The 23,555-nt window shown below is 61.6% G+C and carries 21 protein-coding genes, 1 tRNA gene and 3 rRNA genes; 12 read left to right on the plus strand and 13 right to left on the minus strand.

The annotated features are described in order from the left end of the window. Positions 1 to 13: 13 nt before the first annotated feature. The 4 genes from BDK88_RS15840 to BDK88_RS15855 all read left to right on the plus strand — a co-directional run bounded on the left by BDK88_RS15840 (position 14) and on the right by BDK88_RS15855 (position 2,611). Positions 14 to 1,003, plus strand: a complete 990-nt coding sequence (locus BDK88_RS15840; RefSeq protein WP_130501284.1) for a metal-dependent hydrolase — start codon at positions 14 to 16, stop codon at positions 1,001 to 1,003. Positions 1,004 to 1,067: 64 nt separating this feature from the next. After that, the gene (locus BDK88_RS15845) at positions 1,068 to 1,682 is read left to right on the plus strand and encodes a hypothetical protein (protein ID WP_130501285.1); all 615 of its coding nucleotides are present in this window, start codon (positions 1,068 to 1,070) and stop codon (positions 1,680 to 1,682) included. Continuing rightward, the gene (locus tag BDK88_RS15850) at positions 1,675 to 2,334 is read left to right on the plus strand and encodes a hypothetical protein (RefSeq protein WP_130501286.1); all 660 of its coding nucleotides are present in this window, start codon (positions 1,675 to 1,677) and stop codon (positions 2,332 to 2,334) included. The genes BDK88_RS15845 and BDK88_RS15850 overlap by 8 nt, the downstream gene beginning before the upstream one ends. A gap of 76 nt (positions 2,335 to 2,410) precedes the next feature. Continuing rightward, on the plus strand, positions 2,411 to 2,611 hold the full coding sequence (locus BDK88_RS15855) for a dodecin (RefSeq protein ID WP_130501287.1): 201 nt from the start codon (positions 2,411 to 2,413) through the stop codon (positions 2,609 to 2,611). A 132-nt stretch (positions 2,612 to 2,743) separates the two neighbouring features. Here the strand turns inward: BDK88_RS15855 and BDK88_RS15860 are convergent, their stop codons facing one another. The 6 genes from BDK88_RS15860 to BDK88_RS15885 form a co-directional block, all read right to left on the minus strand. Next, positions 2,744 to 3,118, minus strand: coding sequence for a HesB/IscA family protein (locus tag BDK88_RS15860; protein WP_130501288.1), 375 nt, complete (start codon positions 3,116 to 3,118; stop codon positions 2,744 to 2,746). Positions 3,119 to 3,292: 174 nt separating this feature from the next. Next, positions 3,293 to 3,490, minus strand: coding sequence for a hypothetical protein (locus BDK88_RS15865; RefSeq protein ID WP_130501289.1), 198 nt, complete (start codon positions 3,488 to 3,490; stop codon positions 3,293 to 3,295). A gap of 89 nt (positions 3,491 to 3,579) precedes the next feature. Beyond that, complete coding sequence (gene hisD, locus BDK88_RS15870; protein ID WP_130501290.1) at positions 3,580 to 4,872, minus strand: histidinol dehydrogenase; 1,293 nt, start codon at positions 4,870 to 4,872, stop codon at positions 3,580 to 3,582. 43 nt (positions 4,873 to 4,915) lie between these two features. Further along, positions 4,916 to 5,137, minus strand: coding sequence for a hypothetical protein (locus BDK88_RS15875; RefSeq protein ID WP_130501291.1), 222 nt, complete (start codon positions 5,135 to 5,137; stop codon positions 4,916 to 4,918). 70 nt (positions 5,138 to 5,207) lie between these two features. Continuing rightward, a complete protein-coding gene (locus BDK88_RS15880) occupies positions 5,208 to 6,050 on the minus strand; it encodes an ABC transporter permease (RefSeq protein ID WP_130501292.1) in 843 nt (280 codons plus the stop codon). Then, positions 6,047 to 7,126, minus strand: coding sequence for an ABC transporter ATP-binding protein (locus tag BDK88_RS15885; RefSeq protein WP_130501293.1), 1,080 nt, complete (start codon positions 7,124 to 7,126; stop codon positions 6,047 to 6,049). The genes BDK88_RS15880 and BDK88_RS15885 overlap by 4 nt, the downstream gene beginning before the upstream one ends. Before the next feature lie 359 nt (positions 7,127 to 7,485). Here BDK88_RS15885 and BDK88_RS15890 point away from each other — a divergent pair, with 359 nt between their 5' ends. From BDK88_RS15890 to BDK88_RS21290, 6 genes are all read left to right on the plus strand, one after another. Then, entirely contained in the window at positions 7,486 to 8,118 is a 633-nt protein-coding gene (locus tag BDK88_RS15890; protein ID WP_130501294.1) for a metal-dependent hydrolase, read from the plus strand. A 686-nt stretch (positions 8,119 to 8,804) separates the two neighbouring features. Beyond that, positions 8,805 to 10,278 (plus strand): 16S ribosomal RNA (locus BDK88_RS15895). A gap of 139 nt (positions 10,279 to 10,417) precedes the next feature. Beyond that, positions 10,418 to 10,489 (plus strand) — tRNA-Ala (locus BDK88_RS15900). A 227-nt stretch (positions 10,490 to 10,716) separates the two neighbouring features. Beyond that, a 23S ribosomal RNA gene (locus tag BDK88_RS15905) occupies positions 10,717 to 13,634 on the plus strand. Between the two features lie 136 nt (positions 13,635 to 13,770). Continuing rightward, a 5S ribosomal RNA gene (gene rrf, locus BDK88_RS15910) occupies positions 13,771 to 13,892 on the plus strand. The 16S, 23S and 5S rRNA genes sit together here with 1 tRNA gene alongside, the layout of an rRNA operon. Positions 13,893 to 14,514: 622 nt before the next feature. Continuing rightward, complete coding sequence (locus BDK88_RS21290) at positions 14,515 to 14,688, plus strand: hypothetical protein (RefSeq protein ID WP_008013067.1); 174 nt, start codon at positions 14,515 to 14,517, stop codon at positions 14,686 to 14,688. Between the two features lie 364 nt (positions 14,689 to 15,052). Here BDK88_RS21290 and BDK88_RS15915 read toward each other — a convergent pair whose 3' ends face one another. After that, complete coding sequence (locus BDK88_RS15915; protein WP_130501295.1) at positions 15,053 to 16,444, minus strand: NAD(P)/FAD-dependent oxidoreductase; 1,392 nt, start codon at positions 16,442 to 16,444, stop codon at positions 15,053 to 15,055. Positions 16,445 to 16,621: 177 nt separating this feature from the next. Here BDK88_RS15915 and BDK88_RS15920 point away from each other — a divergent pair, with 177 nt between their 5' ends. Continuing rightward, positions 16,622 to 17,596, plus strand: coding sequence for a D-2-hydroxyacid dehydrogenase (locus BDK88_RS15920; protein ID WP_130501296.1), 975 nt, complete (start codon positions 16,622 to 16,624; stop codon positions 17,594 to 17,596). A 380-nt stretch (positions 17,597 to 17,976) separates the two neighbouring features. Here BDK88_RS15920 and BDK88_RS15925 read toward each other — a convergent pair whose 3' ends face one another. Both BDK88_RS15925 and asd read right to left on the minus strand, forming a co-directional pair. Further along, a complete protein-coding gene (locus tag BDK88_RS15925) occupies positions 17,977 to 18,285 on the minus strand; it encodes a HalOD1 output domain-containing protein (protein WP_130501297.1) in 309 nt (102 codons plus the stop codon). A 142-nt stretch (positions 18,286 to 18,427) separates the two neighbouring features. Then, positions 18,428 to 19,462, minus strand: a complete 1,035-nt coding sequence (gene asd / locus BDK88_RS15930; protein ID WP_130501298.1) for an aspartate-semialdehyde dehydrogenase — start codon at positions 19,460 to 19,462, stop codon at positions 18,428 to 18,430. Between the two features lie 249 nt (positions 19,463 to 19,711). Here asd and BDK88_RS15935 point away from each other — a divergent pair, with 249 nt between their 5' ends. Continuing rightward, positions 19,712 to 19,969, plus strand: coding sequence for a hypothetical protein (locus BDK88_RS15935; RefSeq protein ID WP_394295556.1), 258 nt, complete (start codon positions 19,712 to 19,714; stop codon positions 19,967 to 19,969). Positions 19,970 to 20,228: 259 nt separating this feature from the next. Here BDK88_RS15935 and BDK88_RS15940 read toward each other — a convergent pair whose 3' ends face one another. From BDK88_RS15940 to BDK88_RS15955, 4 genes are all read right to left on the minus strand, one after another. After that, on the minus strand, positions 20,229 to 20,420 hold the full coding sequence (locus BDK88_RS15940) for a 30S ribosomal protein S17e (RefSeq protein WP_008013056.1): 192 nt from the start codon (positions 20,418 to 20,420) through the stop codon (positions 20,229 to 20,231). 239 nt (positions 20,421 to 20,659) lie between these two features. After that, positions 20,660 to 21,958: a cation:proton antiporter gene (locus tag BDK88_RS15945; RefSeq protein WP_242611684.1), complete on the minus strand. Its 1,299-nt coding sequence runs from the start codon at positions 21,956 to 21,958 to the stop codon at positions 20,660 to 20,662. 147 nt (positions 21,959 to 22,105) lie between these two features. Beyond that, positions 22,106 to 22,690, minus strand: a complete 585-nt coding sequence (locus tag BDK88_RS15950; RefSeq protein ID WP_130501299.1) for a DUF447 domain-containing protein — start codon at positions 22,688 to 22,690, stop codon at positions 22,106 to 22,108. Continuing rightward, positions 22,687 to 23,538 carry a triphosphoribosyl-dephospho-CoA synthase gene (locus BDK88_RS15955; protein ID WP_130501300.1) on the minus strand — a complete coding sequence of 284 codons (852 nt, stop codon included), beginning with the start codon at positions 23,536 to 23,538 and terminating at the stop codon, positions 22,687 to 22,689. Before BDK88_RS15955 ends, BDK88_RS15950 begins: the two co-directional genes overlap by 4 nt. Between the last annotated feature and the right edge of the window lie 17 nt (positions 23,539 to 23,555).

Raw genomic sequence — 23,555 nt, forward strand, 5'->3', positions numbered from 1 at the left:
ACCCGATATATCCATGTTCGTCGGGCACGCCCTGCTCGCGTTCGCCGTCGCGGCGCTGGTCGCGGACTGGCGGGGATGGGATCGTCGGCCGGCCCTGCTCGTCGGAGCCGTCGCAGGTACGTTCGCCGCGATTCCGGACATCGACGTCGCGTACGCGCTCGTCGGCCTGCTCGAGTGGCAAGCTCTCGGCGGCGATCTCGGGGCCCCAGCGGCGTTCTGGGGCGCAAGCCGGGCCGTCCATCGCTCGGTCACGCACTCGTTGGTCGTCGGGGCGGTCGCCGCGCCGGCGTTCGGGCTGCTCGCCGTCCGCGGGCGCTCGGCGCGCTCGCACGCCAGCCATCTCGCCGGGATCGCCATTCTCGTGGCGCTCGTCGCGGTCGCGCTGATCTGGGACGGCCCACTCGCTGCGTTCGTGATGGTACTGTTCGTGGCCAGTGGAATCCTCGTCTCCCGCGGGATCGCCCGGTTGTCGGCGCTGCCACCGACGACGGTCGCCCTCGCTGCACTTTGGGGGCTCTGGTCGCATCCGTGGGGCGATCTCGTGACTGGCTCGCCACCCGACTGGTTGTTCCCTGTTGGATCGCCACTTCTCGAGTCACGCGTCGTTCTTCATCCGGATCCGACGCTGCATTTACTCGGTGCGTTCGCGGTCGAACTCGCCACGATCGCGTTCGCGATCGCGGTCGTGTATCGGGTCTCTAATCGATCGATCCTCGCGTCCGTCGACCGCCGGGCCGCCGTCGGCGCTGTCTACGGCGTCGCCGCACTCGCCGTGACGCCGCCAACACTCGAGGTCTCCTATCACTTCGTCTTCTCCATCCTCGGCGTCGGCCTCCTCTGTGGCGTCGTCCAGGATCCCGACTGGCTGACGCCGTTCGACACGAGAGATCGGTGGCTTCCGTCTCGGGAGGCCATACTCGAGACGGCGCTCACGACGGTCGCAGCTGTGGCCATCGCATTGGCCGCGTACGCTACCGTCTACCTGCTTGTCGTGCCGGCGTGATACGTTCATGACGAGTCACTGCGCGACGACTACGTTTTTGTGAGAACGGTCAGTACGATCCAGTGTGTCGCAGGCTTCTCTCGAGGACCTGATCGCGGACGGCCGAACCAACGCAGCGATCGCGTGGGGATTGGTTAGTGCAATCGCGGCCGTCGGCATCGGCGCGCTGGTGACCGGGAGCATCCTCTGGACGACGTTTGCAGTGGCGCTCGTGGTCCTTGCACTGTTCCCGCCGCTTGCCCTCCAGTCGCCACAGGTCATGCTTCCGTGGGAAGTGTTGTTGCTGGCGGCGCTCCCGATCTTCGATGCTGGCCTCGACATCGAAATGACTGGGCACGTCACCTCGTATCTCTCCGTGGCGGCGATTGCACTCGTTCTCGCTGTCGAACTCCAGACGTTTACGTCCGTGCAGATGACGTCCAGTTTTGCTGTTATTTTCGTCGTCATCACGACGATGGCCGCTGCCGCTCTCTGGGCGCTCTTCCGGTGGAGTCTCGCCGGTATGCTCGGCGTCCCGTTTCTACCCGATCACGACGACATTATGTGGGAGTTCGTCTATTCGGCCATCGGCGGCTTCGGGGCTGGCGTCGTCTTCGAACTCTACTTCCGGCGACTCGGCCGGTCCGAACACTGCAGTCCACCGGACGACACACCCATCGCGAGAGGTGACGATGCGTAGCCTCTCCAGTGTGTTGCCATCCCGGGAGCGCCAGCGCCAACTGACGTATCTCATGGAACTCGGGTTAGTCGGAATGCTGTTCATCGGCATCGACAGGGGCAACGCTGGGATCGTCGTGAACACTGCAGTGGCGCTTGTCGTCACGCAACTCCCGCCGATTCTCGAGCGCGACTACGAGATTCCGATGGACCCGCGGCTCACACTCTGGATCACCACTGCCGTCTTCCTCCACGCGTTTGGCACCGTTGGCCTTCCGGGGACGACCAGAACGCTCTACACGCAGCTCGGGTGGTGGGACCATTTGACCCACGCGCTTTCGGCATCGATCGTCGCCGGTGTTGGCTATGCGACCGTCCGCGCGCTCCACGAGCACGCCAACGGTATTCATTTCCCCCGACGGTTCGTCGCCGTCTTCATCCTGTTGTTCGTCCTCGCGTTCGGCGTCCTCTGGGAAATCCTCGAGTTCGCGATCGCGCTGTCAGCCGACGCGTTCGGGATCGACGCCGTCCTCACGCAGTACGGGCTCTCGGATACGATGCTCGACCTCGTGTTTAATTCGATCGGCGGACTGATCGTCGCGCTATGGGGTGGTGCCTACCTCGCGGATGTCTCCGGCGCGATTCGTGACCGTCTCGAGGCCCGAACCGAGTAGGCGACATCACGCGTTCCCTTCCGACCCGAAAACGACGCGCAGTTTTACGTCGGGTTGTGGTGTAGTGACATGGGCGATGGTCTTCAAAAAAATCACGCTCATCGGAACCAGTCCTGACAGCTTCGATGCAGCAGCCGACGACGCAATCGACCGCGCAGAAGAGACACTTCAGAACGTTCACTGGATCGAAGTCGACGAACTCGGCGTCGAGGTCGCAAGTGTCGACAACCGGGAGTACCAAGCCGAAGTCACCGTCGCGTTCGAACTCGAGGAGTAACCCGACGGCCACCAAACCGGTAGGAAGTCGATCAGCCGCTCGTCGGTTGCCACTCCTTTTTCACAGCAGCCCTGGCTCGTGAGATGAACGGAGATCGGAGCCGTGACCGCTCAGAAACGAGAACGGGATCGATTACGTTCGGAACGATTCGCCACAGCCACACTCGCTGACGACGTTTGGATTGTCGACGTGGAATCCTTCGGCCTGCAGCCCGCTTTCGTAGTCGAGGACGCTTCCCTCGATGTACTTCAGGCTCGCTGGATCGACGAACACGCGCAGGTCGTGGTGTTCGTATACCGTATCGTCCTCGTCGGGTGCATCGTCAAAGCGCATCCCGTACGAGAGGCCGGCACAGCCTCCCTGCTGGACGAACAGCCGGAGGCCCGCCTCCGAGACGTCGAGGCCCTCTCCCTCGAGCAGCGAAATGGCCTGCTCGGCCGCGTCTTCGGTCACTTCGATCTTCGGACGCGTGTCAGCCTCCCCGCCGTCCATACTGTCCGTGCTCATACCATCCCATTCCGGCGCAACGATGTTAACTGTGACGCCCTCAGTAGACAGATGTACTAGCCTAATTCGGTTACGTCGCTGTCTCGCCCCGATGCCCGCTTCACACGGCTCACAGCTCTGTCGTTCGATCGGGCGTGCCGCGACGCGCAGTGGTTACCGACAACACCTCGAGCGTTACCGCAGCAACCGGTACCAGGCACCGAACTGCCGCCGATCGTTTCGCGACAGCTCGATATCGTGTTCTGCCAGCAGCTCGAGCATCCGTTCGAGTTCGCAGTCGTACCACATCGAGAGGAGCCGCACGTTCCGCTGTGCGTAATCGTAGTTGCGCTCGAGGACGCGCCCGTCCATCGGATCGACACGCGGTTCCATCTCACTGCTTACTCCGTGTTCCAGCTACGTAAAACCGATATGCGCTTCCGTAACCTATTTCCAGCCGCTCAATCGCGGATTACCACCCGTTAGCGGTCGGTCTCGTCGTCCAGCCGGAGCCGGACGCTCGCGGCGTGGGCCTCGAGCCCTTCCGCGTCGGCGAGAGTGGTGATCGTCTCACCGAGGTCGGCCAAGCCGTCCGCGGAGAGGCGCTGGACCGTCGTCGACCGAAGGAATGTCTCGACCGAGAGGCCGCCGGCTACGCGCGCCCCACCGTTGGTCGGCAGGACGTGGTTCGTGCCGCTGGCGTAGTCACCCGCTGCGACAGGCGTGTTTGGCCCGAGGAAGACGCTGCCTGCGCTGTCGATGCGCTCTAAGATCGACTCGTCGTCATCGGCGATGATCGAGAGGTGTTCGGGGGCGTACGCCTCCGTAAAGAGGATCGCCTCGCTCATCGAGCGTGCGTGGAGGACCCCACTCGCATCGTTCGCGAGCGCCTCCCGGATGATCTCTTCGCGCTCGCGGTCGCCGACCTGTTCGTCGACAGCCACAGCCACGGCGTCGGCGGTCGCCTCGTCGTCCGTGACGGCCACGACCGAGGCGTTCGGATCGTGTTCAGCCTGAGCGACCAGCTCCGCGGCGACGAGCGCTGGGTCTGCGCTCTCGTCTGCTACCACGACGACTTCGCTTGGGCCCGCAAGGAAGTCGATCTCGACGTCGCCCCGGACCTCGGCTTTGGCCGCGGTGACCCACTTATTGCCGGGTCCGACGATCTTCTGAACGTTGGTGATCGTCTCCGTTCCATAGGCTAGCCCCGCGATCGCCTGTGCGCCGCCGACGCTGTAGACCGCGTCCGCGCCCGCGATGTGGATCGCCGCCAACGTCACCGGGTTCAACTCGTCTGCCGGCGGCGTGACGACCGACACATGGTCGACGCCGGCGACGACCGCCGGGACGATCCCCATGATCGCACTCGAGGGATACGCTGCCGAGCCGCCGGGGACGTAGACGCCGACGCGCTCGAGCGAGCGAAAGCGCCGCCCGAGCGTCCGTCCCTCGCTGAACTCTCGTTGCCAGTCGTCGGGGAGTTGCGCCTCGTGGAACTCGCGGACGTTCGCCACGGCCGTCTCGATCGCATTGCGGATGCCGTCGTCGACCTCGTCAGCGGCCCGCTCGCACTCGTCGGTAATCTCTACGTTGCCGACTTCGATACCGTCGAACTCGCTCGTGAACTCGCGGACGGCGACGTCACCTTCGGTGCGGACCCGGTCGACGATGTCGCGAACGTCTCCCCTGACCGCCTCGATGCCAGCGTCGCGCTCGAAGAAGGCAGCGCGATCGTCCGGCCCGAGGTCAGAAATCGCCTGCACGTCGATTGTCATGCCTCTGGGTTCGGACGGCGGGCGAAAAACGGTTTCCTTCCGCTCATGTCTCTCCGCGTTCGATCGGCCAGAGGCCCACGAAGTCGAGGGTCGCCCTGACGAACAGATAGACGAGCAGCCCGAAGCCGACGATCGCTAGCGGTGCCTGGATGAGATCCGCAACCGCCACCTCGAGGACGATCCGGCTCAGCCCGCGGATGACGAAACTCACGATCACGAGCGCAAATCCGATAAGCGAGAGTTTGACGAATCCCGACTGATCCATGGCGAGCCGTACGCCTGGGATCGCTAAATGCTGTCGGTTGGGTCTACGGCGGCGAGCGCGGCAACAGCCGTCACTGAACGTCGGCGCTGGCAGCACGGCTGATCGCGTAGATCGCGACCGACCCGAACGCGAGCGCGAGCGCGACGAGGACGGCCAGCGCCGGCACGAGCGTCTCCCACATCCCCCCAAAGCGGGTGACTTCGATCACCGTCATCGTGTCCTCGCCGAGCATCACCGCACGGGTGGCGTCGACGCCGTACGTGATCGGATTGAACGTCGCGACCGTCTGGATCCACGTCGGGAGCGCCGCCAATGGGAGGAACGCGCTCGAGACGAACAGCAAGGGCAACTGGAGCAGGTTCGCTCCGATAATCGTCGACTCCTCGTCGCGGGTCACCACGGCGAGTACGTTCGAGAACGCGGTGAACCAGATCGAAAACAGGACGCAGATACCCGCGATCGCGACGGCCCCAACCAGCCCGGTCGCGATTTCGGCACCCAGTACCACGCCCAGACTGAGCACGATCGTCACCTGTGCGATGATACGGACGACCTCGGCCAGCGTCTTGCCGACGAAGACGGCGACACGGTTCATCGGACTCACCAGCGTCTTCTCGAACATGCCGTTCTCGATGTCGTTGACCAGCCCGATCCCCGACGTCGCCGCCGCTACCAGCGCGACCTGGATCACGATCGCCGGCACGAGATACGTCTCGTAGGTAACTCCCTCGAGTGCACTCGTCGCAACGCCGCCGAACACCTGCGTGAACAATACGAGGAAGATGATCGGCTGGACGAGTGAGACGACGAGGACGAACGGGTTCCGCACCGATTTGATCGTCCACCGGACGAACGTGGTCCACACGTCCCTCGCGAAGGTCCCGCCGTAGCGGTCGCCGGTCTGGACACTCATCGGCTTACCCCGTTTGCGTCCGCGGCGGCCCCCGTTTCGCCGTCGTCTGTCACCGTCGTTTCTCTCGCGTCACCGCCGTTACTGACTGCCTCGGCTTGCACATCGCTCCCGTCAGCTGCGGCCGCTTCGGTTCGCTCCCCAGTCACCGCGAGGAACACGTCGTCGAGCGTCGGCGCGCGAACGTCGAACCCGACCACGCCGATGTCGGCGTCCCGCAGCGCGACCAACAGATCTGTTCCGCGCGTTCGCGCGTCGCGCGCTGTCACCGCCAACCCCGATTCGGTCGGCTCGATCGTCGCCCCCTCTGCGAACAGCGATTCGTCGCGGGCGACCGCCACCGCGCGCTCGCTTTCGGCGGGCTCTGCTAGTTCGACAGCGAGGATCTCGCCCCCAACACGCCGTTTCAGCGTCTCGGGTGTCCCGTCCGCGACGACCGCGCCGTCCTGAATGACCGACAGCCGGTCGCACAGTTGGTCGGCCTCCTCGAGATACTGTGTCGTCAGAAAGACCGTCGTTCCCTCGTCGTTGATCCGCTGGAAGTACTCCCAGAGCCGATTTCGCGCTGCCGGATCGAGTCCGGTCGTTGGCTCGTCGAGGAACACGAGCGGCGGCCGGTGGACCAGCGCCGTCGCCGCGTCCAACCGCTTTTTCATCCCGCCGGAGAAATCGTCGGCGACCTTGTCCGCGACGTCGGTCAGCTCGACGAGTTCGAGTAACTCGTCGATCCGGTCGCCCCGCTTGGCCCGTGACACGCCGTAGGCGTCACACGCAAACCGGAGGTTTTCTCGAGCCGTCAACTCGGGGTCGATGCTCGTTTCCTGTGCCATGTACCCGACAGTCGCGCGCACGCTCTGGGGCTCTGCGACGGTGTCGAACCCGTTGACCGTCACCGTGCCATCGGTCGGGCGCAACAGCGTTACCAGCGTCTTGATCAGTGTCGTCTTCCCTGCGCCGTTGGGCCCCAGAAAGCCGAAGAACTCCCCAGTCTCTACGAGGAGATCGACACCGCGGACCGCTTCGGTCCCGTCCGCGTATGTCACCGCCACGTCGCGAGCCTCGATAGCGTACTCGGTCACAATCGTTCTAGGTCGACCACGGGGATATACCTGTGAGTTCGAAATCACTTATACTGGTGATCTTCGATAGCCCACCGCGTGGTAGCGACCGAACACCACGCTAGGAATACCGCATACTGGACGACGTTCACGCCATGATCGACGGTGAAAATTATTTTCTGATATTTATCCACGAACACCGATGGGCCGGACGTCGTCGGTCACCGTCCATCGCGGTGTCCGTGACCGGTAATACACTATTACCGCTCTCAACGCATCACAGATAGTGACGTGACTACTGCACTCCCGAGTGAACGACCCGTCACTTCGAGGCAAAAAAGCGCTGCATAACTATTCATCACCCACCACACCACCGTCCTATGTGGCCGTGGGAACACGCAATCGTCGCCTACCTCGCCTACTCGCTGTGCTGTCACATCGCCTTTCGGAAGTCACCGACTGGACTCGAGGCGTTCGCAGTCGTGTTCGCGTCAGTCCTCCCGGATCTGATCGACAAGCCACTCGCCTGGGAGTTCGGCGTGTTCGACAGCGGCTACGCCATTGGCCACTCGATCTTCTTTGCAGTGCCACTAGCGATACTCATCGGATCGATTGCACACGCGGCCACGCGCCCAGGCGTTGGACTCGCGTTCGGACTCGGCTATCTGTCCCATCTTCCCGCGGATATCATCGACTCCGTGTTCCGACAGGGCGTCTTCCAGGTCGAGCTCATGCTCTGGCCGATCGCACCAGTTGAGGGACAACCACCCGGGCCGGGCCTCCTCGAGGGGTTCTTCTACTTCTTCGACCGCTACTGGAGCGCTGTACTCGCCGGCGACCTCTCGACGTATCTGTTGTTCCAGTTCGGTCTCGCCGGCGTGGTGTTGCTGGTGTGGCTCGCCGACGGCGCGCCGGTCCTCCGTGAGAGCCTCCACGCTGGATTCCGCGTTACTCGAGCATTCCTCAGCCGCGTCCTCGGCCTCTCGCGTTCGAATCAGCCTGACCGCCGATAGTTTTCGTTTCCTGTCTCGTTTCGACTTGAGCGGCTCGAGGTATCGCATCTTGTGACTGTCCAACGTCGTTCAGTGATCCCTCGAGACGACGGCCTTATATATACACCCAGCACTCGATATGAATGCGAACGACGTGGCCCACGCGCCACGTCCCCTCCGGCCGTTTCCCGGCACGGAGGCAGGATTATACCCCCACTCTCGAGACGGTCGTTGATTCAGTTCGACGACTGTCACAGCTCGGGCATACCGGCTGTGTCACGATCGGTTTCCGATCGTGACGATCCGGTTGCCTTATATGTGGCAGGGCATTCAGTTGTGATCGCACACACCCACGCCGGCTATGATTTCCGGCGTGGACGCGATCCGACGCCCTTATATATCTCAGGGTGGTTGGGTGTAAACGCGAAGAACGCGTGATCGACGGGCCGTTCAATTCGGTCCGTCATCTCGTCTCGGACGGTTCAGGTCCGAAGGGGTTATGTACCCCCGATGGCTTATGAACACGTCCGAAGGAAATGAGGATCCTACCCCTGCGGTCCGCCGTATAGATGGGATCTGATGTTAGCCTTGGTAGTTCGGTGACGCCCGATCGGTCGTTCGATCGTGTCACCGAACGTGTGGACCCATGTGTGAGTGTATTTACATTCACCGCCAACTCCCCCAGTTTTGCTGGGGAAGAGCATTTCATTCCGGTTGATCCTGCCGGAGGTCATTGCTATTGGAGTCCGATTTAGCCATGCTAGTTGCACGAGTTTAGACTCGTAGCAGATAGCTCAGTAACACGTGGCCAAACTACCCTATGGATCCGGACAACCTCGGGAAACTGAGGCTAATCCGGAATACGGCTCTCAGCCTGGAAGTGGCGAGAGTCAGAAACGCTCCGGCGCCATAGGATGTGGCTGCGGCCGATTAGGTAGACGGTGGGGTAACGGCCCACCGTGCCCATAATCGGTACGGGTTGTGAGAGCAAGAGCCCGGAGACGGTATCTGAGACAAGATACCGGGCCCTACGGGGCGCAGCAGGCGCGAAACCTTTACACTGCACGAAAGTGCGATAAGGGGACTCCAAGTGCGAGGGCATATAGTCCTCGCTTTTCACTACCGTAAGGTGGTAGTAGAATAAGTGCTGGGCAAGACCGGTGCCAGCCGCCGCGGTAATACCGGCAGCACGAGTGATGACCGCTCTTATTGGGCCTAAAGCGTCCGTAGCTGGCCACGCAAGTCTATCGGGAAATCCGCGCGCTCAACGCGCGGGCGTCCGGTGGAAACTGTGTGGCTTGGGACCGGAAGATCCAGAGGGTACGTCTGGGGTAGGAGTGAAATCCCGTAATCCTGGACGGACCACCGGTGGCGAAAGCGCTCTGGAAAGACGGATCCGACGGTGAGGGACGAAAGCTCGGGTCACGAACCGGATTAGATACCCGGGTAGTCCGAGCTGTAAACGATGTCTGCTAGGTGTGCCACAGGCTACGAGCCTGTGGTGTGCCGTAGGGAAGCCGTGAAGCAGACCGCCTGGGAAGTACGTCCGCAAGGATGAAACTTAAAGGAATTGGCGGGGGAGCACTACAACCGGAGGAGCCTGCGGTTTAATTGGACTCAACGCCGGACATCTCACCAGCATCGACAATGTGCAGTGAAGGTCAGGTTGATGACCTTACTGGAGCCATTGAGAGGAGGTGCATGGCCGCCGTCAGCTCGTACCGTGAGGCGTCCTGTTAAGTCAGGCAACGAGCGAGACCCGCACTCCTAATTGCCAGCAATACCCTTGTGGTAGTTGGGTACATTAGGAGGACTGCCAGTGCCAAACTGGAGGAAGGAACGGGCAACGGTAGGTCAGTATGCCCCGAATGTGCTGGGCGACACGCGGGCTACAATGGCCGAGACAGTGGGATGCAACCCCGAAAGGGGACGCTAATCTCCGAAACTCGGTCGTAGTTCGGATTGAGGACTGAAACTCGTCCTCATGAAGCTGGATTCGGTAGTAATCGCGCCTCAGAAGGGCGCGGTGAATACGTCCCTGCTCCTTGCACACACCGCCCGTCAAAGCACCCGAGTGGGGTCCGGATGAGGCCTCGATTCCGAGGTCGAATCTGGGCTCCGCAAGGGGGCTTAAGTCGTAACAAGGTAGCCGTAGGGGAATCTGCGGCTGGATCACCTCCACAGACCGGGACTGGGGCGTTGCCCCAGCCCACCTTAGCGGTATTCCGCACGTTCGATCGCGCCGTTTGGCCGATCGGGCACCTTTGAACTACCAAGGCTAACACAATCTCTCTGTCCACCCTCTCTTAGGGGTGGACGTGGGCCCATAGCTCAGTGGGAGAGTGCCTCCTTTGCAAGGAGGATGCCCAGGGTTCGAATCCCTGTGGGTCCATGCTTCGTACTCGGTCGCCGAATCCGTGCCCTTAAGTGGGAGACGGGACTTCGATCGAGTACGACCGAACCGATGCACCAGCCCGCGTAAGTGTGGCTGGGAAGGGTTAATGCAGGCCAGCTGTCTACTGGCGTGCAGATGAGACCGTGTGTACGTGTAGTCCAGGCGTCCACTGGACCCGTTCCCGGGTCACTCAACGTTGCGACTCTGTCGCAACGCCGATCCGATGAACGTGGCTACTGTGCCAGCTGGTGGATCGCTCGGCTTGAGAGCTGAAGAAGGACGTGCCAAGCTGCGATAAGCCTAGGGGAGCCGCACGGAGGCAAAGAACCTAGGATCTCCGAATGGGAATCCCCACCGCAATTGCTTCGCGCAATGGGGAACGTCGAGAATTGAAACATCTTAGTATCGACAGGAAAAGAAAGCAAACGCGATGTCGTTAGTAATGGCGAATGAACGCGATACAGTCCAAACCGAAGCCTTCGGGCAATGTGGTGTTCGGACTGACTTTCACTTCTCGAAACGCGACACGAAGTCTCTTGGAACAGAGCACGAAACAGGGTGACAGTCCCGTAATGTCGTCGAGTACGGAACGCGTCAGTTCCAGAGTATCGGGGGTTGGATATCCCTCGTGAAGATCGCGGGCATCGACCGCGAAGACTAAACACTCCTCAAGACCGATAGCGAACAAGTAGCGTGAGCGAACGCTGAAAAGCACCCCAAGAAGGGAGGTGCAATAGGGCGTGAAATCAGTTGGCGATGGAGCGACAGAGCACACAAGGTCCCGGACAAAACGACCGCAGCGCGAGCTGCTAGTAGGAAGTTTGGGAAGCCGGTGTTCTGTCGTACGTTTTGAAAAACGAACCAGGGAGTGTGCCTGTTTGACGAGTCTAACTCGATTATCGAGGAAGGCGTAGGGAAACCGATATGGTCGCAGTGCTTTGCACCAGGACCACCGTGTTCAAGCGCGGGGAGTCAAACGGGCACGACCCGAAACCGGACGATCTAGGCGTGGACAAGGTGAAGCGTGCCGAAAGGCACGTGGAGGCCTGTTAGAGTTGGTGTCCTACAATACCCTCTCGTGATCTACGTCTAGGGGTGAAAGGCCCATCGAGTCCGGAAACAGCTGGTTCCAACCGAAAGATGTCGAAGCATCACCTCTGCCGAGATAGTTCGTGGGGTAGAGCGACGGATTGGGGGACCGCACTCCGAGAGGAGTGCGCCCCCCTGTCCAACTCCGAACCTACGAACGTCGTTTGACGCAGGGAGTCCGGTGCACGGGGTAAGCCTGTGTACCGTGAGGGAGACAACCCAGAGCTGGGTTAAGGTCCCCAAGTGTGGATTAAGTGCGATCGAAGGTGGTCTCAAGCCCTAGACAGCCGGGAGGTGAGCTTAGAAGCAGCTACCCTCTAAGAAAAGCGTAACAGCTTACCGGCCGAGGTTTGAGGCGCCCAAAATGATCGGGGCTCAAATCCACCACCGAGACCTAGCGGCACCTGTCACAAGGTGATCCCGTAGGTTGGCGTTCTGTTCGGGTGGAAGCACGGTCGAGAGATCGTGTGGACCGTTCAGTAACGAAAATCCTGGTCATAGTAGCAGCGTGAGTCGGGTGAGACCCCCGACGGCCGAACGAGTAAGGGTTCCTCAGCACTGCTGATCAGCTGAGGGTTAGCCGGTCCTAAGTCAGCCCGTAAGTCGAAGCTGACAACAGGGAAATAGGTTAATATTCCTATGCCAGTGTGCACTCAAAGCCGACGCTTTGGGGCCGCCTGAGCTGGGCTTTCGCCCAGTCGAACTGTCGAAGTTCGTGGAAGCCGTAATGGCACGAAGCGACCGAATGGCAGGATAGCGCAAGTCAGGTCAACCGAGAGCCCGTGAAAAGGTGAGCACACTGTCCGTACCGAGATCCGACACAGGTACTCGTGGCGGCGAAAGCCAAGGTCTGTCGGGAGCAACCGACGTTAGGGAATTCGGCAAGTTAGTCCCGTACGTTCGCAATAAGGGATGCCTGCCCTGTTAGGGGCAGGTCGCAGTGACTCGGGCGCTCCGACTGTCTAGTAACAACATAGGTGACCGCAAATCCGCAAGGACTCGTACGGTCACTGAATCCTGCCCAGTGCAGGTATCTGAACACCCCGTACAAGGGGACGAAGGACCTGTTAACGGCGGGGGTAACTATGACCCTCTTAAGGTAGCGTAGTACCTTGCCGCTTCAGTAGCGGCTTGCATGAATGGATCAACGAGAGCGCCACTGTCCCAACGTTGGGCCCGGTGAACTGTACGTTCCAGTGCGGAGTCTGGAGACCCCCAAGGGGAAGCGAAGACCCTATAGAGCTTTACTGCAGGCTGTCACTGAGACGTGGTCGCCATTGTGCAGCATAGGTAGGAGCCGGTACACAGGTACCCGCGCTAGCGGGCCACCGAGGCAGCATTGAAATACTACCCGATGGTGACTGCGACTCTCACTCCTGGCGGAGGACACTGGTAGCCGGGCAGTTTGACTGGGGCGGTACGCGCTTGAAAAGATATCGAGCGCGCCCCAAGATTTCCTCACCCGCGTCGGAGACGCGGGAAAGAGCGCAAGAGCATACGGAAGTCTGACAGTGTCCGGCACAACGACGGACGCTGACGCGAAAGCGTGGTCTAGCGAACCAATTAGGCTGCTTGATGCGGCCAATTGCTGACAGAAAAGCTACCTTAGGGATAACAGAGTCGTCACCCGCAAGAGCACATATCGACCGGGTGGCTTGCTACCTCGATGTCGGTTCCCTCCATCCTGCCCGTGCAGAAGCGGGCAAGGGTGAGGTTGTTCGCCTATTAAAGGAGGTCGTGAGCTGGGTTTAGACCGTCGTGAGACAGGTCGGCTGCTATCTATTGGGGGTGTTACGGTATCTGACGGGAACGTTCGTATAGTACGAGAGGAACTACGAATGGGTGCCACTGGTGTACCAGCTGTTCGAAAGAGCACGTGCTGGGCAGCCACGCACCACGGGGTAAGAGCTGAACGCATCTAAGCTCGAAACCCACCTGGAAAAGAGATACCACTGAGGCCACTCGTAGAAGACGAGATCGATAGACTCGGGATGTACGCACCAAGGCAACGAGGTGTTGAGTCCGCGAGCACTAACTGGCCAAGCCACACACTCATAACTACAACTATAACGCATTGGATCCGTGACGCGGTGAGCGGGTCCGGACGCAAACTGGACTACACGTACATGACGGTCTTAGACACACCACCGATTACGGTTTGACGACGGTTCGAGTCCGTCGGTCGGCATTACGGCGGCCACAGCGGCGAGGTGCCTCCCGTACCCATCCCGAACACGGAAGATAAGCTCGCCTGCGTTACGGTGAGTACTGGAGTGGGCGACCCTCTGGGAAACTCGTTTCGCCGCCTCCACTCATACTCAATACAGTAGCCCCACAGAGCAACCGCAAACGCGGTCGTTCTGTGGGGCTTTCTGCATTTAATACGCACCACTACTTACTACCAACACTGACTATCACACTACTCACCATTCATAGCAACAACCAAATGCCATATAGCGGCCGTACAGCCGGTGTGCAGCAACTTCCAATCGCTACTTCAGCAAGTTCGCGGCGTCCCCAAATTGACCAGTCTCGAGTGAGATCTCTCCGGAGAGGGAACGTGTACGCCCGGAACACTAACGTCCAGCCTCATCCCGTGGCGGCATGCCGTGTCAGCTGGCTAACCCTCGTGCCGGGCGGGAGAACGCAATGCGTTCTCCGAGTACTACTGTCGCGTGCCCGGGTTCGCCGTACTGTCATCGCACCCGAATGGGTCTGCTCGGACGGGGACTAAAGGCACGCAGTTTCTCTAGGGACGCGGCCCGTTTAACTCTTGCAGGCTCGAGCCGTCTGTTCCTGTCCTGGTGACCGTGTCGAACCACACGCAAATACAGTGAAACTGGTCGTGGCGTGGATGGCATCCCACGAGGGTGTCACTGCCACGAGGGTTTTTCATCGCTCGCTGTGGTAGAGAGGTCCCTCGAGGTGATGCTGTGGGTAACGACGACAAGCAACGCGCAGCGGCGACGTGCGATCGCTGTGGAGAGATCGGTATCGTTCAGATCTGGCCCGACGGCAGTTTCCAGCCGCTCGGTCAATCGACGTTCTGTGACTGTGAGTCGTCGGAACTTCGGGTGATCGAGACGGATCCGGATGAGCTGCCGTAATCCGTCGACCGACGTTCTCGAGGGCCTTGTGCGCTGTGGATGGTCGCACTGACAGTTATTAACAAGGCGATGGTGGCGGTCTAAGTGAGTCAAACAGCAGCGGCAACGAGTAGCGATCGGTTTCGGGCGATCGTGGTTGGTATGCTTTACAGCGATTCCCTCTCGACTCCCACGTCGTCCTCTGAATAGACCACTTCAAATCGTCGGAGGAACTGCAATGACAGCCCGGTTTGGAACTGCCACACGCTTGGCGTGGCAACGGAAGTCCCGACAGCCGGCAGTATCAGACGGTTACTGTACGTCAGTGCCAGTGGGACCGCGACTGCCCTGCGGTCCCATCGGGAAATCGGTACAGCAGACCGTATCAGTAGAGATAGTCTGCTTCCGATAGCTGGACGTAGCGGCCGTCGCGGTACCCGAACTTGCGTCGTTTGTACGCTGTGAGGAGTTTCACTGCGTCGAGTCCGGCAGTGTACCGGTTGCTGAGAAGGGCGTTATCACCGCTGACGCCTTGCATGTTGGTGATAGTATCGAATGCCCAGTCCCAGTCATCTGGATCGTAGTCGTTGACGATATCTGCGAAGGCCACGTTGCGCAGGATCTCGTCGCCAACTGCGCGTTTCCAGACATCGTTGTAGTTTTCGAGCGAGTTCGTCCCGGCCAGTCGACCGGCGATTTTGCCGGTGCGGACGGCGACGTGGTAGCCACCCTCGTGGAACGCTGAGGTGGTGCCCATCGCACCGCCAGCGACGGCGATGTTCGCGCCGACGGGCGACTCGATTGGTCGCGTCGACGAGATGGGGTAGGTTTCCGTCCCCTTGGACTTGCCGCGATCCTCGACGCGGGGAATGTCTTCCTCGATGTCGTACTCGTCGCCGTACTCCTGTTCGAGCAGGCGGCTGATATATTCCGCTCCCGACGGGAGTTTCTCGTCATCGGGCCGCAAGAGCTTGTAGCTTCCTGGGTTGTCGACGTCGTTGAGTTCCATCCCGATTGGCATCGTCAGCCCAACACGGGCGACTGTGCCGTCGTTCGGGAAGACCCACGGATAGGCAGTTTCGCCCGGCATGTATCCCCACCAGAACGTAAGGGTGTCCTCAAACTCCGCGAACAACTCCTTAGGGAACTCCCGGTACTCTTGGTACGCGATATGGTTCGCCTCCGGCGGCGAGAGGTAATCGGAGACGCTTCGGCCCGGTGCGGTAAACTGATCGAGCGCCTCGAGCGTGATCCGCCGTTGTGGGCCGTCCGCGAGGACGACGTACTGTGCCTCGAGTTCGTCGCCGTTCGAGAGCGAAAGCGTGTGGGTCGGCCCCTGCGGACTCGTCGCTCGGAGGTCGGTTTCGAGGGATTTGACGCCGACGCCGACACGCAGGTCGGCACCCGCCTCAGTCGCGCGGTCGTAGAGCCAGTCATCCATGCGCGCGCGGTTGAAGGTATAGCCGAACTTGGGATAGCTGGCGTCGATCCCGGTCGTCCGCAACTCGACGGCGCTGTTCGGGCCAATGAACTCCGTGGCCTCGAGTTCCTGCAGGATGACATCGTCGGGGATCTCACGGTAGTCGAATCCCATGATGTCGATCCAGTAGTCGAGCATCCCGGCGGCGTCGGTCGAATCCGGACCGAGCTCTTCTCGATCCTCGCGCGGGACCCCTTGCTCGAAGAGCACGGTCTCTGCGCCGTGGGCAGCGGCCTGTTCGGCCGCGGACGCGCCTGCGGGGCCACCGCCGACGATCGCAACGTCTACGCGTTCCATACGCCATTTGGACTCAGTGAGCCATTATAAAAACTGCGAGGGAGGTTTCGACAGACTGCGCCGGGTTCGATCGCTGGCTGTTTCGATACGGTGTTGACCGTCTCCGTTTCTCTCGAGTGCGAACGAGACGGTGCCGCGAGACGAACGCTTTTGAGCGCGCTGGGCGAGGGCATGACCATGAGCGATGCTGACGCGCCGGACGTACTCGTGCTTCGGAGGGGAACCCACGGGATTCCAATTGAACAGTACGCTGATACAATCCGCGACCGACTCCCGGACCACACCGTCGCGCTTGCGCGCACGCCGGCCGCCGAGCGAGAGGCGATCCGGGACGCGACGTTCGTCACCGGCATGACACTCGAGGAAGAACTCCTCGAGCGCGCCGACGATCTTTCGGTCTTCGCCTGCGCCTACGCAGGCACCGGCCATCTTCCCCTCGATGAACTCGCAGGACGTGACGTCACGGTGACCAATGCGTCGGGCGTCCACGGGCCGAATATCGGCGAGCACGTACTGGGATCGATTCTGTACTTCACTCGGCGGTTCCACGTCGGCGCGCGTCGCCAGCATCGCCGTGAGTGGCGACATTACAAGGCCCACGAGCTGCAGGGATCGACCGTCACCGTCGTCGGACTGGGTGCGATCGGACAGGCGGTCTGTGAGCGCCTCGAGCCGTTCGGCGTCGAGACGATCGGCGTCCGCTACACGCCAGCAAAGGGTGGGCCAACCGACGAGGTGATCGGTTTCGAGGGCGAGGCGTTCGATGACGCGCTCGCGCGGACCGACTATCTCGTGTTAGCGTGTCCACTGACGGAGACGACCCACGGGTTGCTCGACCGCGAGGCGTTCGTGACGATCGACCCCGATGCAGTGGTGGTCAACGTCGCTCGCGGTCCGGTCATCGAAACGGATGCGTTAGTCGAGGCACTGCGGTCGAATTGGATCCGCGGGGCTGCACTGGACGTCACTGATCCGGAACCGCTGCCCGAGGCGCATCCGCTGTGGACATTCGAGAACGTCCAGCTCACACCACATAACGCAGGCCACACGCCGCAGTACTACGATCGACTGGCCGATATCGTCGCCGAGAACGTCCGCCGGATTGATGCGGACGGCGCGGATGCCGACCTCGAGAATCAAGTACTCCCCTGATCAGCAGCCGTTCACTGGCTGATATGGGCTGCTGTCAGTCAGTGACGGCCGGCCGCGACTGTCCTGCGGTCCCACCGGGAACCAGTGACGGAAGCCGTATGAATCGGGGTAGGAACCGACCACGGTCATACGGTTCCTCACTAGATGACGCGCTCGAGTGCGGGACGCCAACGATTCAGCAAGCCGGCAGTGTCCCTAACAGGACCTCACGCGAACAGTGAAGGGTCTGTACCCGCAACTCATCGTCCTGTTTACGCTCGTCATTCGGTACACCTCGTATGCCCTCTCGCTGTTTTTCGGCTCGTGAGACGCTGGTGACTCGTTTGGCTGGTAACAGTGACACTGTCGCCGTGTCCGACGGCAGCAGTTTCGAGTACCCGTTACTGCCGTTCGGTAAGGACGACTCGTCCGGTCTGGTCGACTGAAACCCGATAGCCGGCGTAGGCGAACGTTACACAGCCGACGGTTTGGTTCGTCTCCCCGGCAGACTGAAACAGCGAATCGAGTGCAGTCGGATCGATCGCGTCGTACAGCGGGCCGAACTCGTCTGCGATCTCGAGGGCGTCCAGATCGGACTCTGCTGCGATCGCTTCGATCACAGCTTCGCTGAGCGGCTGGTCCGGCTGGGCCTGATAGGCATCGTATCCGTCCTGCGGACGTGATTTGCAGAGAGCGGTTTCGGTTTCCATACCACGCCCTATCGGATCAACCAACGAAGTGACTCCGATTGAACAGTCAACGTTTTAAAACGGGGCGGCTCTCGGCTCTCCTGTCAGTGATGAACGGTCACTCGAGCCGTTGAACGGAAAGTCGGCTGATTAGCTGTCGACGCTAGAGATAGCCGTTCTCGAGCAGCAGTTCGCCGTTGAGCACGCTCGCGCCGGCCGCGCCGCGCATCGTGTTGTGTGCGAGACAGTTGTACTGCAGGCCGAACGTCGATTCGCGAATGCCGCCGGCGGCGATCGACATGCCGTCGCCGAGGGTGCGGTCGAGACGTGGCTGTGGCCGCTCGGGATCCTCGAAGACCTCGATCAGCTGGTCCGGCGAGGAGGGCAGGTCGAGACTCGGATACTCGCGCATGGCCTCGGCGGCCTCGTCGGGGGTGAGGTCCTCGGCAGTCTCGACGAAGACGTTCTCTAAGTGGCCGTCGATCGTCGGGATGCGGTTACACGAGGCACCGACCTCGACGTCGTTGAGCGAGAGTTCCGCGCCGTCGAAGCTACCGAGCAGTTTCTTCGATTCGGTCTCGAGTTTGTCCTCTTCGCCGCCGATGTGGGGGATGGCGTTGTCGATGATCTCCATCGAGGTGACGCCGTCGTAGCCCGCGCCCGAGACGGCCTGCAGGGTCGCGACGTGGACCTTCTCGAGGCCGTACTCCTCGAGGGCGGCGAGCGTGGGGACGAAGGTGATCGTCGAGCAGTTGGGGTTTTTGACCATCGCGCCGTCCCAGCCGCGCTCGTCGCGCTGGACCTCGAGCAAGTCGAGGTGCTCGGCGTTGACTTCGGGGATTACGAGGGGGATATCCTCGTCCATCCGGCCGTTCGAGGAGTTCGAGGAGACGACGTAGCCGGCTTCACAGAAGCCGGGTTCGACGGCCTCGCCAACGCTCGAGGGGAGCGACGAGAACAGCAGGTCGACGTCGTTTGGAACGTCGTCGGGGTCGGTCGCTGTCACGGTCATGTCGGCGACGTCGTCCGGAATCGGGCTATCGACGCGCCACTTTACGGCCTGCCGATACGTCTTGCCGGCGCTTGCGTCGCTTGCGGTCAGTGCTGCGATCTCGAAATCAGGGTGCGGATCGAGCAGTTGGATAAGTCGCTGTCCAACAGCACCGGTCGCACCGAGTACGCCTACTCGTACTGCCATTTTCCGCCACTCCGAGTCGTGTCCGCAAAACCGTTTGGGTTTTCGGTAGCGCATGTCAGCCGACAGAGTTGCTCGAGTAAGTGGCTCTCCGATGCCAATCGAGCACGAGAGCGTGGCTGAGAGTGAGGACACGCCATCACAGGCGGTTCGCTAGTTCGGATAGAAGATATTAAGAAACGGGAGCAGTACCTAGAAACCGATGCACTACCGACAGGATCGACGCGAGGCCACTGGCCAGAGGTGGTTCCGATGACGAGTTCGACCGCGAGTACCCGCAACGGAGGACTGCTCGAGACGCCGTTTAGCATGGGTGCGACGGCTGTCGCGGCCGTCACTGCCCTGCTGTCCGTCTTTATCGCGTGGACGGGCTACAACGACGGCGTGTTCCCTGTGATCGGCTATCAGCTCGATATCTTGACCGGAGCCGTCGCGCTCGTGTTCGGGCTCACCCTCGCCCTCGTGGCGCTTACTGCCGCAGCCTACATGGAGCCCGGGTTCGGCGAATAGCTCGACTTTTGCGACGATTCGATATCGTTTCGCGAGCCCGATGAGGCCATCGCTCTTCGTTGCGCTCGGGTAGCTTCTCGGAGACAGACCACTGATACGGACTACTGTCAGTCATGTCTGGTGCAACCGCGACCCGCACTGCGGGCCCACCGGGACATCGGGACAGCAGACCGGATGAAACGAGTGACACGCCGATCGCTATCGCTGTCGTGCGATCGGGTGTGCAGTGACGTTCCGTCGCTAGTATAAGAAAACCGACTTACGCAGGCACTTGCGCGCCTTTCTTTCGGGTTACGTATCCCGCGATGCGGTTACGAACACCTTTGGAATCGACGTTGGTGAGTTTCTCGACGCTTTCTTTGTTCTGTTCGAAGTCGGTCGTGAACGCCTCCGGGTACTGCTCCAGGAGGAGGTTGCCGGTCTTCTTGACGTAGGCCGGTTTGATTGCCATACAGGGGTTTCCGTCTAGAGGCCCTTATAACGCACCATTTCCACCGATTGACGACCATGGGGAATGGGGGTCCGTTGCGTCGCGGTGCGCTGAAAGAGACCGGATTGAGACGAGCTAATCACCTACTCGTGACCCTTTGTGGCCTTCTCGAACGAGAGTCGCTGTGTGCGTCTGCCGTCTGTACCGGCCAGCGATACGTTGTCGTCCACGAGAGATGTCCCTCCCAACAGAACCCCCCTCTATTCCTCTACTTCAACGACGCCGAACGCGGCTGCGATCTGTCTCGCAAGGCCCGCCTCGACGACATCCGTGACGAGGATGATAAGGAAGACCGTTCCGAGGAGGATGTCCGCACCTGCGGGATCCGTCGGCGGTGTATTCGTCTCGAGGCGAATCGCAAATAGCGTTGCGACTGAGGCCGGAATGATCCCGCGCGGGCCGATGAAGCTGATAAACAGCCGTTCGCGGACTGGAAACGTCTCGCCGGCCGTCGAGATGAAGACCACCAGTGGGCGCAGCACCACCGTCACCACCCCCACGACCCCAAGCCCGGCGACCCCGAGCGCGCGGAGTTCGGAGAACTCGAGCAACGCCGCGAGCGTGATGAACACGAACGAGAGGACGAGCAATGTCACGTCCTGATTGAATCGCAGCATGCTCTCCCGGTGGGGCAACTCGAGGTTCCCGAGCGTAAAGCCTGCGGTGGCCGCGGCTGCGATGCCGGCTTCCGAAAACACCGAATCGGCGATCGCGAACGCAATAACGGCTCCGGCCAACGCGAGCAACCGGGCCGTCTGTGGCGCTGCTTGTTCCGGGAGGTCGACTCGCGTGAGGAGATACCAGACGACGCCTGCAATCACCAACCCCGTGATGATTCCCAGTCCGAGCCGCTCTATGAACAGGAAAATGAACCCTCTCGGTGCGAGTTCCTGCGCCGTCATCGTCTTGAAGATGACGACTGCGAGGATCGCGGCGGTGACATCGTTGATGATGCCTTCGGTCTCGAGGATCGTTGCGACCTCCTCGCGGACGGAAATCACCGCGAGAATCGGCGTGATGACCGTCGGTCCAGTCGCGACCAGTAACGCACCGACGAGAAACGCGACGTCCCAGTTCGCATCGAGGAAGAGCCGCACGGTCAGCGCGGTTCCGAGAAACGACAGCGCTGCACCGATCGTGATCAACCGCTTGGCCGCCTGCGGTGCGGTTCGGGCGGTCTCGAACGTGAGTCGAAACGATCCCTCGAAGACGATGATCGCGACGCTCACCCCGACGATCGTCGAGAGCGAATCGCCGAAGGTCTCGGTCGTGATGATGCCCAGTCCCTCGGGGCCGATCGTAATGCCCGCGACGATGAGAAACAACACGCTGGGAACGCGGTATTTCGCGGCGAGAAACTGGGCTGCGGTGCCGAACCCGACGATGGCCGCGACGAGGGCGATGAGCTCGAGGTCGACGTGGATCGACACCGGATCATCGACCTCCCGGACTGTGACGCTTCGTTTGAACAGTAACGGACGAACTGACGATCCACTCACGCTGGTCGGACATCGCGACCGGCATGCCACGTCCTATCACTCCGACCGACAAAATTCTCTGCCCCCTCGAAACCACCGTCAGCTGAGCGGTGCCACCACCGATCGATCGTCAGACGCACACCCAAATGGTGCGCTACCCGCGGCGGTTCACCACGATGAGTGCTCGCGCACGCGCTCGAGCGCCTCCCGCTCGCGCGGGCCGCCGGCACGGTCGACGACAGACTCGAAGTACGCCAACCGGTCCCGAAGCTCGGCCTCGTCGTACGCAGCGACCTCGAGCCGTGATGCCGCGACGGTCGCCTCGACGACGGCTCCGAACCCGCGGTCGATCGTCGGGACCGTTTCGCGTTCGACGCCCGACTCGGATGGTCGAAGCTCCCACTCCTCCCAGTCGGTGTCACCTTCGCTGCCGGCGTCGACCTGTTCGACGACCACGCGGGCCCAGGCACACGCCGACTCGAGAATCGGCTCCTCGAACTCCACGATCGAGAGGGCGGCGTCGGCGAAGACGACTGGGTCGTCGATAAACTGGACGTAGCCCTCGCCTTGCCGGTGGAAATTCCGGCGCGTGCGGGTGTTGCCCCACGTCCGCGCGGTGACGGGCTTGCCGGCGTGGAGGCCGAGCGGGGCGGCGTTCCACAGCCCGTTCGGTCCCAGCGTGGTCACGACCGATTCGGTCACTCCCGAGAGGGACACGGGCCACGTCGCCGTCGGCGTTCCCTCGTCGCTCATACAGTAATCGCCTCGTGCTCGAGGGCGATGAACAGCCCGGCCGCGGTGATATCGGCCGTCGTTCCGGGATTGACCCCGCGCTCGACAAGCTCGTCAGCGAAGGCCTCGACGGCGGCCGGCTCAGTCTCGAGGGCGTCGCCAGCGACGAGTTCTCCAGCCCGGTCGGTCACTTCCCGTGCGGTCGTCTCGTCGTGGCGCGTCGCGACGAGCGTATCGGGGCGTTCGGCGAGCAGGGAGAGAAAGACCGTCGCGGTTCGGTCGGTCACCGGGCCGTCGGCGTCGGCGAGTCGCCGGGCCGCCCCAAAGGTGCGGTCGAATCCCTGAACCCACTCGCGGGCGACGTCGTCACCCGGAACGCTTCGCTCCATGATCTCGTAAAGCGTCAGGCCGCGCTCTTCGATGGCCGACACCGCGTCCGAGCCGCGGCGGACGTCGAGATCGTCCATGTCCGCCGGGGGGTCGGCCACACCCACGTCGACGTGGTCGAACGCGCGGTAGAACGCCGCCGCATCCCCAACTGTCGTTTCGCGGACGACGGCTTCGGCGACGGGCTGGGAGAGGTCCTCGCGAGCAGCCCGAACGAGCGGCACGAGCAATAGGAGCGCGCCGAACTGCGTGTTGTCGCCCTCCTGTGTGGCCATCCCCGCGACGGCCCGCTCGAAAGCCGGCCCGACTGCGGCCCCATCGGCCGCCAACTCGAGGCCCTCACGGGCACCAACCGCACCGGCGAGGAAGTGTTCGAACCGTAGCTCCGCGAGGTCGCGCTGGCGGTCAACGTTGCCCGGTTTGGGGGTGCCCGCCACCTCGAGAAGCAACGCCAGTTCCGCGTTCGCCGCTGACGATCGCATACGTCCCGTTGTGTGCT

The organism is Natrinema hispanicum (assembly GCF_004217335.1).
GTDB lineage: Archaea > Halobacteriota > Halobacteria > Halobacteriales > Natrialbaceae > Natrinema > Natrinema hispanicum.